Origin of the sequence: Flavobacterium rivuli WB 3.3-2 = DSM 21788 (assembly GCF_000378485.1) — a bacterium.
GTDB lineage: Bacteria > Bacteroidota > Bacteroidia > Flavobacteriales > Flavobacteriaceae > Flavobacterium > Flavobacterium rivuli.
Genome location: NZ_KB899969.1, coordinates 52,908 through 67,492, shown reverse-complemented (window position 1 = coordinate 67,492; position 14,585 = coordinate 52,908). Strand labels below are relative to the sequence as shown.

Genomic DNA, 14,585 nt, shown 5'->3' with positions numbered 1-14,585 from the left:
CTTTTTGGCGGGATTTTTTGTAAGCACTACACTCTAAAAGTTTCCATATACATATTAAATAATTTGTCTCCGTTTTTATCTAAATCAGATTCATTGATTTTTACTTTTTTGACACTTGAATTTGTGCTTATTTGTTTACGTATGTTAACAATTTTAATTTTAATATCACCCCCACTCTCTGACGATTGCTCAACAAGGCTAACTAAATCTTTATTTTTAGGATTGATACCCTTTAAAATTCCTTTTTCAGGAGCTCTTAATAAAATATTACTTTTGTATGCATTTGTTTTACCAGCAAAATTTTGAAACCCTTCATACATAGTCTTAGGTTTATCAAAAGGATTTGGTTTTTTAACTTCAATATTTATATAATTTATTTTATTTTCATTATCCTTAGCGAGTTTCCAAAAATCTTTTTTGTCGAATACTTCAGTAATTTCGATATTTAAAATTTCTAACTGCAAATGCCTCCTAAAGACAGCAAGTAAAATATTCTTTGTAGAATTTACAGTTTTGAAAATTTCAGCCGCTTCACTTATAAATATAAATTGAGATTTTGGATCATTGTCCACAACTATATATACATACGGATTACTTTGTATTGTTGTCTTCTCAAAGTTATCATCTACTATATGGGCATTTTTTTTATTAGAGATTTTAAAAAGATATAATTCTTTTTCACTATCAACTAATTTGAACATATTCTTATCTGATTTATGAGTACTCAAAGATAATAAGATAGAAGAAAAAACCTTGTTCCTATCTTTTTTCAAAGTAAAATCAGGGTCTTCGCCTTCAAAATTAAAGCTCAAATTTTTATTTTCATACGGCAACAAGTTAAACTTATAAGCACTAAAGACAATTTCCTTCGACATAAATTCTAATTAAGTAATACTAAATTATAATATTATATGGGATGATTTAAATTCCGATAATAATTTTATTAACAGAACTTGGCATTTACGAAATGATACAAGCCTTCCGTAAGTTTAAGGCATGAGTGTAGTTTGTCCTGCAAGGTTTTAAAATCCTTGTAGGTCTAAAAAATTAAACCTACAAGGTCTCGAAGACCTTGCAGGTTGTCGCGATGTTACACGTTGTACCTATTAAATCAGTCAACATCTCAAAAATTCAGCCGCATCCCATCATCCCCACACATTTATTCGTAACTTTTCGTAAATAAAAAATGCCATGCCTAAAACAGCCATTATACTTGGTGCCAGTGGTGCAACAGGAAGCGAACTCCTGCAACTGCTCCTGGCAGACAGCCGCTACAGTACTATAAAAATCTTTGTAAGGAAAAGCCTTAACATAGCCAACCCTAAAATAGAGGAACATATAATCGATTTGCTGCAACTGGAAAAGTATGCGCCTGACTTTACCGCCGATGAAGTGTATTGTTGCATAGGCACCACCAAAGCTAAAACGCCGGATAAGGACGAGTACTATAAAATAGATTTCGGGATTCCTGTAACGGCAGCTAAGTTGTCTAAAGCAAATGGTATAGATACGTATATTGTGGTATCTGCTGTGGGAGCCAATAAAAGCAGCAGCATTTTTTACAGCCGTACCAAAGGCGAAATGCAGGAAGCTGTACAGCAACAAAATATTGCCAACACTTACATTTTACAGCCGTCGCTTATTGTGGCGCAAAGGTCAGAGTCGCGTGTAATGGAGCAACTTTTTATTGGGTTGTGGAAGTTAGTTAACCCGCTGCTTTGGGGTGGTGCTGCCAAATATAAAAGCGTTACCGCCGCTAATATTGCAAAGGCTATGGTATGGCTGGCGAATAACAACTACCACGATGTTATTGTTACGAGCAATAAAATAAATGATTTGGCGAAGAAAGTATAGGCTATTGGCAAGACGAACTTTGTAACTTTGTATTTTCATAACCTTGCTGCTCTGTAACTTTGCAACTTAAAATGGACGATACCCCAAAAAAATTCGACCGCATAATAGCCATCCTTATCCAACTACAGTCTAAAAAAACGGTACGGGCGCAGGAGCTTGCCGAACGTTTTGGCGTGAGCCTCCGCACCATTTACCGCGACATGCGCTCACTGGAGGCTTCCGGAGTGCCGTTATATGGCGAGGCCGGTACAGGCTACTCTCTGGTAGATGGCTACAAACTGCCACCGGTTATGTTTACAAGAGAGGAAGCGGCCAGTTTTATTGCCGCCGAAAAACTGGTGCAAAAATTTAGTGATAAGGCATTGGGCGGATCGTACAACAGCGCGATGTTTAAAATTAAGTCGATCCTTAAAAATGAGGATAAAGACTGGCTGCAAAGCATGGAAGAAAGTGTGCTGATGCAGCAAACTCAGACTATAGCTCCCGACCCTGTGCCTAACGTGCTTGCCGAGCTTATGAAAAGCAGTGCCGAAAAATACTGTGTTACCCTGCAATACCAGGCTATGGATGCCGAAAGCATAAGCCAGCGCCTTATAGAGCCCGTAGGCGTTTTTCATGATTACAGCAACTGGTATGCCATAGGTTTTTGCCACTTGCGCAACGATTACCGGCAGTTTCGCACCGATCGTATATTTGGCATAAAGCCAACGGAGCAACCTTTTACCCATCAGCACCAGCCTTTAGAACATTATCTTAAAAAAGATCAGAAACCCTGCGATATTACTAAAGTGCGCATGCTGGTAGACCCTAAGTTTGCACGTTACCTGAGTACCGAAAAATACAACCACGGCTTTGTATCTGAAGCCGTAACTAAAGAGGGTATAGAGATGCTGTTTATGGCACGCGATATAAAACAATGGTTCCCGCGGTGGTACATGATGTATGCCGATTTTGCCACCATACTCGAGCCGCAGGAACTTATAGATACTGTAGCCCAATTGTTAGAAAACTACAGCAACCGCCTTATAGCAAAACATCCCGAAAGCATGTAGCCTTCGGGATGTTTGAGTTTACAATTAATAACGGTCCCAAAAGAACGGCGGCTCTATACCCAGCGCCCTAAGGTACACATAACCCTGTGCGCGGTGGTGTATCTCGTTATCTATAAAATAAAGAATATTTTGCAGGACAGGGAAATTATATTGCCCAAAAAGATTGAACATTTCTTCAAATTGTTCTTCTTTAACCCCGTCCCAGTCACGGGTTATAGCATCTGTAGCGGCATCCCACGCTGCTAAATAATCGGCCTTTGTGGTAAAGGTGGCTGCCTCTTCATTAAAGGTCGATGCGCTACGCTCTACAATAGCTTTAATGCCGGGGGCACCTATTGCAAGAAGTTCTGTAACCAGTTTGGCAAATGGCCTCATTCCCCCAATAGAAAATTCGAAGAAATCGTTCTCAGGAAATTTATCGATAACCTTGCGTGTAAGGGCACGGTGGCCAATCCAGTGGTTTAATAATTCCTGCTTGCTGATGATTTGAGTTGTTGTTTCCATAATAATTTGCTGTTATTGATTTATACTGCAAATGTATTTTACGGTAATGACAACAGTATGTCAGCAGGAAAATGGAAACAGTATTTTTATATACCTACCTACTACCAAAAGAATTTAACCACTATGTACACAAAGTTTTTCATGAAGGCCACAAAGCTGTACATACAATTTGACACAAGGACAACAATCCCAATATCGGGATGAGGCGCACGAAGCTTAATAACCAACTTTGTGTACCTCTGCCTTAAGGCAGTTAAGTTTAAACTGGCACCCGGTTGTCTTCACTTAGCCTTTTTACCTTTGCGAAAACCGTGGTGGCCTTTGGTAAAAATTCTTATTTCAGAAAATAAGCAAACTAACTATTCCTTTGTTTGTGCCCTGAAATTAGGAAAAAAGAACGAACCCGGTTTTTGCTTAAAGTACTTCCAGATGGCTTTTGCAATAGGGCCAAGCTCTGTTAGGGGGATATTTCGCGAACGGAATGCCAGCCCCATTGATAGCCCAAAGCTAACCATAAAGTTTACCAGCCCAATGATGCCTATACCAAACACGCCCCACACGATCATATCGGTAGATACATTATAGTTGGCACCATACAGCCCCAGGGCAAGGTTGCCACTGGCAAAGGTAATGTGGCGAACATCAAGGTCGAGACCTAAGAAGAATCCTATGGAGGCGGTAGTCCCCATAAAGACACCAAACCAAAAGTTAGACACAATACCTGCCCATTTACTTTCGAATAGCTTGGCAAGCTTTTGTGCCTTTACGCGCCCAAAACTCTTTTTAAGCAACGGATGTTCCTGTATGCGGTAGTATACATGGCGGTACTTGTCGCGGTTGGCAACACTACCGGCTATAATTCCTGAAAGGAACAGGAACACACCGGCAATGGCGGCATGCAGTATTGCAGGCGACTCTATAGGGTTAAGGTCTTCTATAAGGTGGTACCACTTGGTAAGCGCCAGGTTGTAATTAAATATCATGTCTATAGCCCAGATGCCCAGCAATGCCACCGGAAATGCCATAATTACATTACCTACAAATGCTATAAACTGCGACCGGAATACCCGTGCAAAAAATTCGGCAAAGGCTTCATGGTTCTCTACTTCGCCAGAATGGTGCTTTTTACGGCCTTTTTCAAGGGCACGTACAAGTGCGGCAGCGGTCATGGCGGGCTGTTTTGTGGCTAATGTAAAACCCAGCACATAAATAGCTATAAAGCCCATGGCGTAGTTCATGCTGTAAAAAAAGGCATGCCCAAAGGCACTGGTATCCATTTTAGATAAGAACACCTTAATGATACATAATATACCTACTATAATACCCCCACCGGAGGCATTCCAGAACATCCTGAAATACTCTTTACGATCTTTAGTAATGTAATGTTCGCCTGTATCGGCGGTATGTTGGGTAATTTCGTATGACAGCAACTGCGTGCTTTCATTTATCAGCTTGCGCACATTGTTCTTATCGCAATTGTATGTAATCAGCTTAACGGCTAAATCTATACTATCTTTTTTAGCACCTTCGGTTTCGTCTATAACAATTAAAGGCAGCAATACCGCAAGGCGTTCCAGTTGCTGGCGAATGCGCAGCAGGCTCTGGTTTACCCGCAATGATATACCGTGTTTTGCACTGTTTTTAAACGCCAGCTTTACATAATCGGCACATTGGGAACGGAGTACTAAAATTTGGCGATAGCCAATATCATTGGGCGATACGTAATTGCGGTTTTGCTCCAGTAGTTTGTCTGATACCGTGCCAAATTCCTTTTGTATGGCAAGGAACGGGCTTTCGAGGTTTTCGTACTCCGGCACCATTTGTATAACCTCACTCTCCAGCGCACGGCCGGCAATACGATGAATAAGCACCTCCATGGCAAAAATAAGTTCGGCCAGCGGGCTGCGCGATTCGGTAGATGCATATAACGACCTGAATTTAAGCATGTCAAACATCTGTTCCAGTTGCTCTTTGGGTATCGTTTCTATCCATTGCGGGTCGGTACGAACATAAAATACCTGGTTAAGCACATACTCTAATGTATCCTTTTGTGGCTGGTCTGGTATTAGCTTGGCAAACATCCGCTTGCGCACCTCAAAGAAAAAAACGGCGTCGGTAAGAATACCGGCATCGGTAAGTATATGGCTAAATTTTTTGTTCTTAAGAATACCTTTAAGGTACAGCGATAGCCCGGTACAATACTGCGCATTACCCTGCAATATTTGTAATAGTTCTGTAAGGTCTACACTGGGCATAACTTTATACCCCCGCGGCCGGATGATGGCTACGAGATCGGACAGTAAGTCGGTTTCATCGGCTTTGTATTCCCAAAGGCTGTTTTCGTCAAAGTTTAGTTTGAAGAATTCGGGCAATGTAATGGCAGCTTTGGTTTTACGGAACTTCATGGGCAAATAAGGGACTTAATTTGTAAAAATACAAATAGATGTTCAGGAAACGTTATGGTTTAATGACTTTAATATAGGTTTAAGAGAAGAACACTATATATATTTTTTTTCTAATTCAATTCTTTCCAATATTTGATCAGCATCATAATTTGTTTCTAAAAGCACATTTGGATAGTAGGTAGATACCTTGATATCATCAATTAAAATATCATTAGGAATATTTTTAATGAAATTAAATTTAGTGATCAACCTGTCATTAAAATTTAAAACCTCAGAACTTTTGCCGATTTTTTCTAATTCCCAAGACCTTCCCATTGTTGAAATACTATTTAAGAAAATTAATCTTTGTTCAAACGTAGATATTTGAGCTCTTAAAAGTTTTAGATTTTCATATTTTTCCCCGAATTTGAGTTTGCTATTATTTATATAAATGATACTTTGATAAATGTGCCTGAAATAATGACCTAATCTAAATTGATGACCACCATAGTATTTATTGATGTTAAAATTCTCATTATTAACTGGTAGTAAAATTGATATTATTTCGTAATGTCCTTTGTCAGATATAGGGTCTAACCCTTGACGCACAACTTCATTCCATGCGTCATCAAATTTTTTGATTTTATCTCTAACAGTAAGTTTGTTAAATGACATCCATATATCCCAACGTCTTGACTCCTCCTTTGGTTTAAGTGACGCAAACATTATAACTTTCTCAATAAATTCTCCACGGTATCTCGCGTTAAAAATATTTTTTAAAGCAAGCCTATCCTGACTACTTAATCCAAAAAATATTATACAGTAAATTATATCTATTTTAGCATATTCATTAAGATTGATATTTCGTTTACCTAATATCAAATTTTCTTCTAAAAGTTTTTTATATTTTTTTTCATATATTTCTGATTCATTAAATAAGAAATCTAATTCTTTATATAATAAGGTAAAATCATGATAAATTATTTTCATAACTTTTCTACCAACATATTTGTTCTTAATTTTTTCTACTCTATATCCAGAATAAGGTAGTTCTTTAACAAGTTGTTTTTCAGTATAAGTTAATTCATTTACATTTTCTTTATAAAGCTTAATCATTTCAAAGAATCGAGTTTCTAAACGTTCTTGTTCGAATGATTTTCTTTGCTCACTCAATGTTATATATAAAAAATAGAAACCCGCCACCGTAAAAATAGTGCCAATAACACCGCCTATAAAATCGCCAACTTGGCCTGTTATCGCGTAATCAATATCTGTATCACAAATATTAACCCCATCTGCTATTATTCTTTTTATAAAAACAGCCAATAAGAGGAAGGCTACTATTATAGTCGCCCATAGCACTCGTTTTGATTTCTTATCCATCTGAAATATTTATGCACGAAATATACAAAATCCTCTCCCTATAATTCCGTAACTTGCCATTACATTTTACAATAATATGATAGAGACAGAACGCAAGTTTTTAGTACTTAACGATAGTTATAAGCAGCAGGCTTATACACAAAAACGCATTGCACAGGGTTATTTAAGTTCGGTGCCCGATCGTACCGTACGCGTGCGTACCAAAGGCGACCAGGGATTTTTAACCATAAAGGGCAAAAGCAACGAGAGCGGCACGAGCCGTATGGAGTGGGAAAAAGAAATTTCTGTAGCAGATGCCGAACAGCTTCTTGCCCTTTGCGAAAAAGGCGCAATAGATAAAATAAGGCATGAGGTAAAAGTGGGCAGCCATGTTTATGAGGTAGACGAGTTTTTTGGGGATAACGCCGGACTCACAGTTGCCGAAATTGAACTTGCCGATGAGAACGAAGATTTTATAAAACCCGAATGGCTGGGCGAAGAGGTAACGGGCACAGAACGCTACTACAACGCTTACCTGAGCCGCAATCCCTACAACACATGGCAATAAGCAATTTTGTGTATGATGTTATCATCATTGGCGGTGGCCCCATAGGCCTTGCCTGTGCCATAGAAGCACAGGAGAAAGGCCTTAGTTATGTTGTTTTAGAAAAAGGTGCTCTTGTTAACAGCTTGTTTAATTACCCGCTGTACATGACGTTTTTTTCTACTGCCGAAAAGCTTGAGATAGGCAATGTGCCTTTTAGCTGCATTGCACCAAAGCCCGGCCGCCAAGAAGCTTTGGAATATTACCGCAACGTGCACAAGCATTTTAACCTGCACATTAAAATGTTCGAGAGGGTTATCTCTATAAACAAACAGGGGTCGGGTATGTTTGTAGTACACTCCAGTAAAGATTGGTACAATGCCCGCAATGTTGTTATAGCTACCGGTTTTTATGAAATTCCCATTTATATGAATGTTCCGGGAGAGAACCTTCCGCAGGTACGCCATTATTATAAGGAGGCTCACGAGTATGCTTTTAGCAAAGTGCTGGTGGTGGGAGCCAACAACTCATCTGTAGATGCTGCGCTGGAATGCTGGCGCAAAGGTGCCGAGGTAACAATGGTTATTCGTCGTGACCAGATAAACGACCGGGTAAAGTATTGGGTTAAACCCGATATAGAGAACCGCATTGCCGAAGGCAGCATTAAAGCCTATTATTATTCGGAGGTTACCGAAATTCGGGATGGAGAGGCAGACATTTTTACGCCGGATGGTACCGTAACACTTGAGAATGATTTTGTACTGGCATTAACAGGCTACAGGCCGGATATCGATTTTCTTAAAAAATCGGGCATTAATGTGAGCGAAGGATTAGAATGCACGCCACAATATAACCCTGAAACTATGGAGACCAATGTGCAGGGGCTTTACCTTGCCGGTGTGGTTTGCGGCGGACTGGAAACCCATAAATGGTTTATAGAAAACTCCCGCGTACATGCAGGCATGATCGTAAATGATATTATAAGCAAGCAGTAATTATATTTTCGGGCTTCGCGCTAAAAACAAAAAGGCCTCACATTGCTGTGAGGCCTTTCGTTTTACTTGTATAGCAGACTGTGTATACTATTACTAAGTCTGTACAATGTTTTTAACGGTTGTTAATTATTCAGTGATACGAACATTAACTGCTGTTAAACCTTTTTTGCCGTTTTCTACTTCGTATTCAACAGAATCGTTCTCTCTAACCTGATCTTCAAGTAATCCTGAAATGTGAAAAAACACATCTGCATTACCATTAGAAGGTACAATAAATCCAAATCCTTTTGCTTCGTTGAAGAACTTTACTTTTCCTGATTCCATAATATATATTAATTACCGCAAAAGTGTAACAATTAAATGAGTATACCGCATGTTTATCCATTTATTTTTTGTCAGAATGTAAAGTTTTCCTCTTTTACATGTTAAATTTAGGATATTTACAGTAAAATAGTGCTTTTTACAGCAACCTCTTGCCCATCGATTCTGAAAAAACAATGTAATAAAATTATTTTAAATTCCATTTTATCATTATCAGGACGATAATATTACAGAGAAATTAAGATTATTCGGTATGGAGCAACCAAAAAAATGATATGCAGCAGTGAGTAATGTACCTGTTTACCTAAACTACTTATGTTTATATTCCTTAAACCAGTCCTCAAGTACAGGAAAGATAAGGTTAGAAACGCTAAGTACCGGATAAAAGAAAACAGACTCGTCGAGGGTTTTCTTTTCGGCAAAAGCGATAGTGGCGTTTAGTTTCAGGAAAAAGTTAAGCGATACACTTAATATAAGTACCATTTTCATAAGCCCGAATAAACCGCCAAGCAATCGGTTTACTAATCCTAAACCAGTAGCGCCGGCAAGTTTAGTAAATACTTTTGCAAGTAAAATTATCCCTACAACCACTCCTATAAAAGTAAGGGCAAAGGCAGTCATGCTTACATATTTAGAATTTTCCATGTGGCCGGCAAGCATGGTGCCCACATAACCGGAAAATTTTATGGCAATAAAAATGCCTATAAAAAGAGACACAAGCGCAGCAAGTTCTGCAATGAGCCCTTTCCACAAGCCTTTTCCTAATCCATACAGCAGCAGGCCGCCTAATATTAAATCTATAAATTCCATTACAGGCAAAGGTAGGGCTATTCTAATTTTGGCAAAAGCCAAATTAGTTCAAATTATTAACGTGCTGAGCTATTGCGTTATTACGCGTAACTATACTCATGTATAGTGATATAGAGGTGGTTGTGGCGTTATTTTAAGATTACGTTAAGATTAACAATTGTGCTTTAATGGGTAAATTTGCAATTGTTAAATTTTGTTGCAATGAAGATTACCCTACTGGGCGCAAGCGGGAAAATAGGTTCTCAACTGCTTGACCTCGCCCTTAAAGATGGCCACGATGTTGTGGCTTATGTGAGAGACAGTAGTAAAATTAAAGTATCGCACCCACACCTTACTACTGTAGAGGGCGAGCTTAATAATATACCCCGCTTAAAGAGTGTTATAGAAAACAGTGAGGTTGTAGTAAGTACACTTGGACCACCACGTAAACGATCCTACTACATGCTCCCGGTGTATGATGGACATAAAGCGGTTATGAGCCTCATGAAATGGAGTGGTGTAAAACGTTTTATAACCATAGGTACTCCCAGTATAAAATTCAGGGAAGATAAGGCATCGCTTACCACTACAATTCCCGGGCTTATAGCAAAGTTTGTGTATCCTAAACCTTATAAAGAAGTAATTAGCATAGGCGAAGTGGTACAGGAATCTGGACTGGACTGGACAGTTGTGCGCTTTATTGCCCCAATAGATAAAGAAACCAAGCCTGCCAAGGTAACGTTTGGCGATAAGCCTGTATCATTCAGCATTTCCCGCAAGCGTATTGCCGAATTTTTGCTGCACGAAATAGAAGATCCGCATTATATAAGGTCTATGCCTATTATAGGGAGTTAAGAATAAACTATTCTTTATCTATAGAAATTTTTTACCACATAGGCACATAGATTAGCATTGCCCAAGTAGTAAAGATAGAAAATAAATTTTTCACATAGTTGTACGCATTTCGCTCTGTTTCCTATTATATTCTTTGTTGAGAACGAATATCTATGTACCTATGTTGTAAAAATACTTGAGTACTAAAAGTCGAAATACTCATTAAATTGTAAGTCACTATCTTTGCCGGATAAAATATACCCATGTCCAGAGACGAACAACTTAAAGAACGCTGGCAACAGCTTGTAACCATATTATCTGAGAGGTTTGCCGATGGCGATACCCTCGACCTTGATGCTATAATTTACCTTATTGGCGTACAGGAGCTAGGCCAGTTTAACCGTAAATTTAAAAAAGACGAAAAGCTGGACCTTATGCATATTGCCATTTGCAGGCTGCTTGAACCTTATGGTTACTACGATTTTGATTATTTTGATGCTGCCGGATGGCCGCATTATACTGTTAAAGAACAATTACCACCACTAAAGGCAGGTGAACAAAGCATACTCATGAAGGATGCTATTGTAAGCTACTTTTTAGAGAAAGGATTGATAAAGTAATTTATATCCTACAAAATGCAGACTCCGCAGGAATAGTGATGCTTTTCCTGCGGAGTTTTTTATTATATCTGCATTTTATATTACTATAATTGCAGTAAAGCCGTATACCGTTTTATAATATGTTTTACAAATTATACAACAAAAAGTAGTGGCATGGCAATTTTAAAATGCCTAAATTTGCAGACTTTTAGTAAAGAGTAATGATAGACAAGATTAAAGAGTATATAGCCGAAGCCGAAGCATTTTCTACACAAAATAAAGAAGAGCTGGAGGCTTTCAGGATTAAATTTTTAGGTAAAAAGGGAATTTTAAATGACTTTTTTGCCGAGTTTAAAAACGTGCCCAACGACCAGAAAAAGGAATTTGGCCAGGTTATAAACAACCTTAAAAAAACAGCCGAAGATAAAGTTGCCGCTATTGCTGAAGCTTTTGAAACTACGGAAGTAGCTAAAGGGGTTTATGGCGACCTTACCCGTCCCGGCGAACCTTTTACAGTAGGCTCGCGCCACCCTATATCTATAGTTAAAAACCAGATTATCGATATATTTTCCACCATTGGGTTTAATGTATCCGAAGGTGCGGAAATAGAAGACGACTGGCATAACTTTACTGCACTTAACCTGCCGGAATACCACCCGGCACGCGATATGCAGGATACCTTTTTTATCCAGACCAACCCCGATGTGCTTTTGCGTACGCATACATCATCGGTACAGGTTAGGTATATGGAGGAGAACAAACCGCCTATCCGTACCATATCTCCCGGAAGGGTGTTTCGTAACGAGGCTATTTCGTCGCGTTCGCACTGCATCTTCCACCAGATAGAAGGTTTATATGTAGATAAAGATGTATCATTTGCCGATCTTAAACAAACACTTTTGTACTTTACTAAAGAGATGTTTGGTAAAAGCAAGATACGCCTTCGCCCGTCATACTTTCCGTTTACAGAGCCAAGTGCCGAGATTGATATTTACTGGGGGCTTAAAACAGAAACTGACTACCGTATTACAAAGGGTACCGGCTGGCTGGAAATAGGCGGCTGCGGTATGGTAGACCCTAACGTACTTAAAAATTGTGGAATAGATGCTACTAAATATAACGGTTTTGCCTTTGGTATGGGAGTAGAGCGTATAGCAATGCTACAATATGGAATAGGAGACATACGTATGTTCTATGAAAATGATGTTCGCTTTCTGGAGCAATTTAAAGCAAGTATATAATACAGAAACCCACCAAATTTGGTGGGTTTTTTGTTTATGATTTAATAGTGTTATAACAAAAGTACCTGGTTGGCGTTTATAAATAAAGTCTCTATTTATGGAACGAGTATTTAAAATACCTCTAAGTTTTCTTTTTTTGTTACCTCTACTTTCATGGTTGTCAATTTACACATTTGTTTTATTTGCAATTATTACAAAAGGAACTCCACAATTTTATGATATAGATCCTAAAGAAATTGGATTCAACGGCTTACAGGACATTGTTTTAGTATTTACTGTTTCTGGAATAATGGTAATCCCTTTTTTAATTGTAGTATTACTAAAAGATTTGTTACAATATAAAATACAGAAGAGGCAAATTTTACTATTGCCGGTTAAATTGCTTTCTTTTATGGGTGTCGCCCTATTAATTTCGACATTCTTTTTTGATCCGGAACGCTATCTCTTTTGGTTTTTTGATTAAGGCACAAAAAAACTCTTTACCTAAGCAAAGAGTTTTTTGTTTACTGTACTTTATGTAAAAAATATCTTGCAGGTGGGCCTCCCTGTTCTTCCGCGCCGAATTTGTCCAGCTTTTGCAGCATGCCATCGGCTCCATCATCAATGATTTTAAATTTCAGGTGATCGCCTTCAGCATCAAGCGTAATAATGCTTGTTGCTTTGTCCAGGTAATAGGTGCCATTATAAAGAGCAGGTTTCGCATCGCGGCCTATAGCCTGAGATGATAACGCATACGTTTTATCAGCCTTTAATGTAATCTCGGTTTTAATTCCTTTGCAATCGCCGCCGCAGGGCAAAACTCCGGAATAATTACCCAGTCACTTAGGTGCAGTCATGCTGTCTACCGCAACAGTATCCGGCGTAGCAGGTTGCACGGTATCCATAGCTGTGGCATCGGGCAAAGTGCCTTGTTCGGTTTGTTCAACAGTAGGATCTGCAGGGGTGTCTTTTTTACAGCCTATGGCAAAGCTTAGCAGTGCCGATAGGCAAAGTATCTGGATGGTTTTCATGGTTTTAAATTTTAAGATTAATTGTAAAGTTACTAAAAATGGGGGCCGGTGTTTATTAACAAAATCACAAAGGTGTCTTAAACCATTCTATACAAGTGTAGGAATACCCTAACTAAAACAAAAATTTTATAGCTTTGTTACCCCTAACATACCCGGATCATTATTCGGGAAAATAACGCTCAGCAAGATGAAGAAAGATATAATAATACCGCAGGTAGAGAACGTATATGTTGCTGCCGTACAGGAATGGAACGACGATTTTATGCAAAAAACCTGGTATGCCTACCTGGTTAACGATGGCGATTATGACCTGGAGTCGGTCCTGGTGGTAAGCAATGCATCAGGCATTATAGATGGCGAAGAGCGCAAAACAAGTATGCTGCGCCACGCTTTTGTAAAAATAGAAGGTGTAAGTGTGGTAAAAATAGAACTGATAGAAGATAGTGTTCTGGTACTGGATAACTCGTTTATGGTTACCTTTTTTATAGGCAACACCCTGTATGATAAAAACTACGTTTTTAAAGCGGGAACCATTAACGAAAACAATACTGTTGAGGTGCCTATCTTATTTAAAGAAGGAGTAATGATTGGGTAGTTTTTACCACGAATTACACTAATTTCACAAATCATAATACTGCATCAAATTCTACAGAGTACTAACTCATCAAAAAAAATTGGTGTTAATTAGTGCAATTCGTGGCAAAAAAACAAAACCGATGAAAAAAATATACCACTTAGGCACCTGCGATACCTGCCGAAAAATAATTAAATCGCTCCCATCTACAAATGGTGTTGTGCTGCACGATATTAAGAAAGAACCTATGAGCGAGGCTGAAGTAGACCATCTTAAAGATATGGCAGGCAGTTACGAGGCATTATTCAGCCGTAAGGCTACCCTATATAAAGAGCGAGGATTAAAAGACCAACAGCTTAGCGAAGACGATATTAAAAAACTTATCATGGAACATTATACCTTTTTAAGCCGCCCTGTAATTGTTTTGGGTGATAAGGTATTTATAGGTAACAGCCCTAAAACGGTTCAGGCTGCCATAGAGGAAATGAACAAATAAGTTGATCTGTTTATTCGGTAATTCGT

The 14,585-nt window shown here is 38.7% G+C and carries 18 protein-coding genes; 10 read left to right on the top strand and 8 right to left on the bottom strand.

Annotation, left to right across the window (positions count from 1 at the left end; all coding sequences use genetic code 11):
* Positions 1–26: 26 nt before the first annotated feature.
* Positions 27–875, bottom strand: a complete 849-nt coding sequence (locus F565_RS0109320; protein WP_020212955.1) for a hypothetical protein — start codon at positions 873–875, stop codon at positions 27–29.
* Between the two features lie 316 nt (positions 876–1,191).
* On the opposite strand from F565_RS0109320, the gene F565_RS0109315 reads away from it, so the two are divergent.
* A complete protein-coding gene (locus F565_RS0109315) occupies positions 1,192–1,854 on the top strand; it encodes an NAD(P)H-binding protein (RefSeq protein ID WP_020212954.1) in 663 nt (220 codons plus the stop codon).
* Between the two features lie 71 nt (positions 1,855–1,925).
* A complete protein-coding gene (locus tag F565_RS0109310; RefSeq protein WP_020212953.1) occupies positions 1,926–2,906 on the top strand; it encodes a helix-turn-helix transcriptional regulator in 981 nt (326 codons plus the stop codon).
* 24 nt (positions 2,907–2,930) lie between these two features.
* Here the strand turns inward: F565_RS0109310 and F565_RS0109305 are convergent, their stop codons facing one another.
* From F565_RS0109305 to F565_RS0109290, 3 genes are all read right to left on the bottom strand, one after another.
* Positions 2,931–3,410 carry a DinB family protein gene (locus F565_RS0109305; RefSeq protein WP_020212952.1) on the bottom strand — a complete coding sequence of 160 codons (480 nt, stop codon included), beginning with the start codon at positions 3,408–3,410 and terminating at the stop codon, positions 2,931–2,933.
* A gap of 359 nt (positions 3,411–3,769) precedes the next feature.
* Positions 3,770–5,815, bottom strand: coding sequence for a site-specific recombinase (locus F565_RS0109295; RefSeq protein WP_020212950.1), 2,046 nt, complete (start codon positions 5,813–5,815; stop codon positions 3,770–3,772).
* Between the two features lie 93 nt (positions 5,816–5,908).
* Complete coding sequence (locus F565_RS0109290; RefSeq protein ID WP_020212949.1) at positions 5,909–7,177, bottom strand: putative phage abortive infection protein; 1,269 nt, start codon at positions 7,175–7,177, stop codon at positions 5,909–5,911.
* A 76-nt stretch (positions 7,178–7,253) separates the two neighbouring features.
* Between F565_RS0109290 and F565_RS0109285 the strand changes: the two genes are divergently transcribed.
* Entirely contained in the window at positions 7,254–7,724 is a 471-nt protein-coding gene (locus tag F565_RS0109285) for a CYTH domain-containing protein (protein ID WP_020212948.1), read from the top strand.
* Positions 7,715–8,695 (top strand): YpdA family putative bacillithiol disulfide reductase, encoded by a 981-nt coding sequence (locus F565_RS0109280; protein WP_020212947.1) that lies wholly within the window; start codon positions 7,715–7,717, stop codon positions 8,693–8,695. Before F565_RS0109285 ends, F565_RS0109280 begins: the two co-directional genes overlap by 10 nt.
* A gap of 126 nt (positions 8,696–8,821) precedes the next feature.
* Here the strand turns inward: F565_RS0109280 and F565_RS0109275 are convergent, their stop codons facing one another.
* Both F565_RS0109275 and F565_RS0109270 read right to left on the bottom strand, forming a co-directional pair.
* Complete coding sequence (locus F565_RS0109275) at positions 8,822–9,019, bottom strand: cold-shock protein (RefSeq protein WP_020212946.1); 198 nt, start codon at positions 9,017–9,019, stop codon at positions 8,822–8,824.
* Between the two features lie 306 nt (positions 9,020–9,325).
* A complete protein-coding gene (locus tag F565_RS0109270; RefSeq protein ID WP_020212945.1) occupies positions 9,326–9,826 on the bottom strand; it encodes a CvpA family protein in 501 nt (166 codons plus the stop codon).
* Between the two features lie 201 nt (positions 9,827–10,027).
* Here F565_RS0109270 and F565_RS21420 point away from each other — a divergent pair, with 201 nt between their 5' ends.
* The 4 genes from F565_RS21420 to F565_RS0109250 all read left to right on the top strand — a co-directional run bounded on the left by F565_RS21420 (position 10,028) and on the right by F565_RS0109250 (position 12,942).
* A complete protein-coding gene (locus tag F565_RS21420; RefSeq protein ID WP_020212944.1) occupies positions 10,028–10,660 on the top strand; it encodes an NAD(P)-dependent oxidoreductase in 633 nt (210 codons plus the stop codon).
* Between the two features lie 242 nt (positions 10,661–10,902).
* On the top strand, positions 10,903–11,259 hold the full coding sequence (locus F565_RS0109260; RefSeq protein WP_020212943.1) for a hypothetical protein: 357 nt from the start codon (positions 10,903–10,905) through the stop codon (positions 11,257–11,259).
* Positions 11,260–11,459: 200 nt separating this feature from the next.
* Positions 11,460–12,479: a phenylalanine--tRNA ligase subunit alpha gene (gene pheS / locus F565_RS0109255; RefSeq protein ID WP_020212942.1), complete on the top strand. Its 1,020-nt coding sequence runs from the start codon at positions 11,460–11,462 to the stop codon at positions 12,477–12,479.
* Positions 12,480–12,576: 97 nt separating this feature from the next.
* Complete coding sequence (locus tag F565_RS0109250) at positions 12,577–12,942, top strand: hypothetical protein (RefSeq protein WP_020212941.1); 366 nt, start codon at positions 12,577–12,579, stop codon at positions 12,940–12,942.
* Positions 12,943–12,982: 40 nt separating this feature from the next.
* Here the strand turns inward: F565_RS0109250 and F565_RS21415 are convergent, their stop codons facing one another.
* Both F565_RS21415 and F565_RS22340 read right to left on the bottom strand, forming a co-directional pair.
* The gene (locus F565_RS21415; RefSeq protein ID WP_020212940.1) at positions 12,983–13,276 is read right to left on the bottom strand and encodes a copper resistance protein NlpE N-terminal domain-containing protein; all 294 of its coding nucleotides are present in this window, start codon (positions 13,274–13,276) and stop codon (positions 12,983–12,985) included.
* Positions 13,277–13,297: 21 nt separating this feature from the next.
* The gene (locus tag F565_RS22340; RefSeq protein ID WP_020212939.1) at positions 13,298–13,489 is read right to left on the bottom strand and encodes a hypothetical protein; all 192 of its coding nucleotides are present in this window, start codon (positions 13,487–13,489) and stop codon (positions 13,298–13,300) included.
* A 187-nt stretch (positions 13,490–13,676) separates the two neighbouring features.
* Here F565_RS22340 and F565_RS0109240 point away from each other — a divergent pair, with 187 nt between their 5' ends.
* Together F565_RS0109240 and F565_RS0109235 are read left to right on the top strand one after the other, a co-directional pair.
* Positions 13,677–14,084: a hypothetical protein gene (locus F565_RS0109240; protein ID WP_020212938.1), complete on the top strand. Its 408-nt coding sequence runs from the start codon at positions 13,677–13,679 to the stop codon at positions 14,082–14,084.
* 121 nt (positions 14,085–14,205) lie between these two features.
* Complete coding sequence (locus tag F565_RS0109235; RefSeq protein ID WP_020212937.1) at positions 14,206–14,559, top strand: arsenate reductase family protein; 354 nt, start codon at positions 14,206–14,208, stop codon at positions 14,557–14,559.
* The last annotated feature ends 26 nt before the right edge of the window (positions 14,560–14,585 follow it).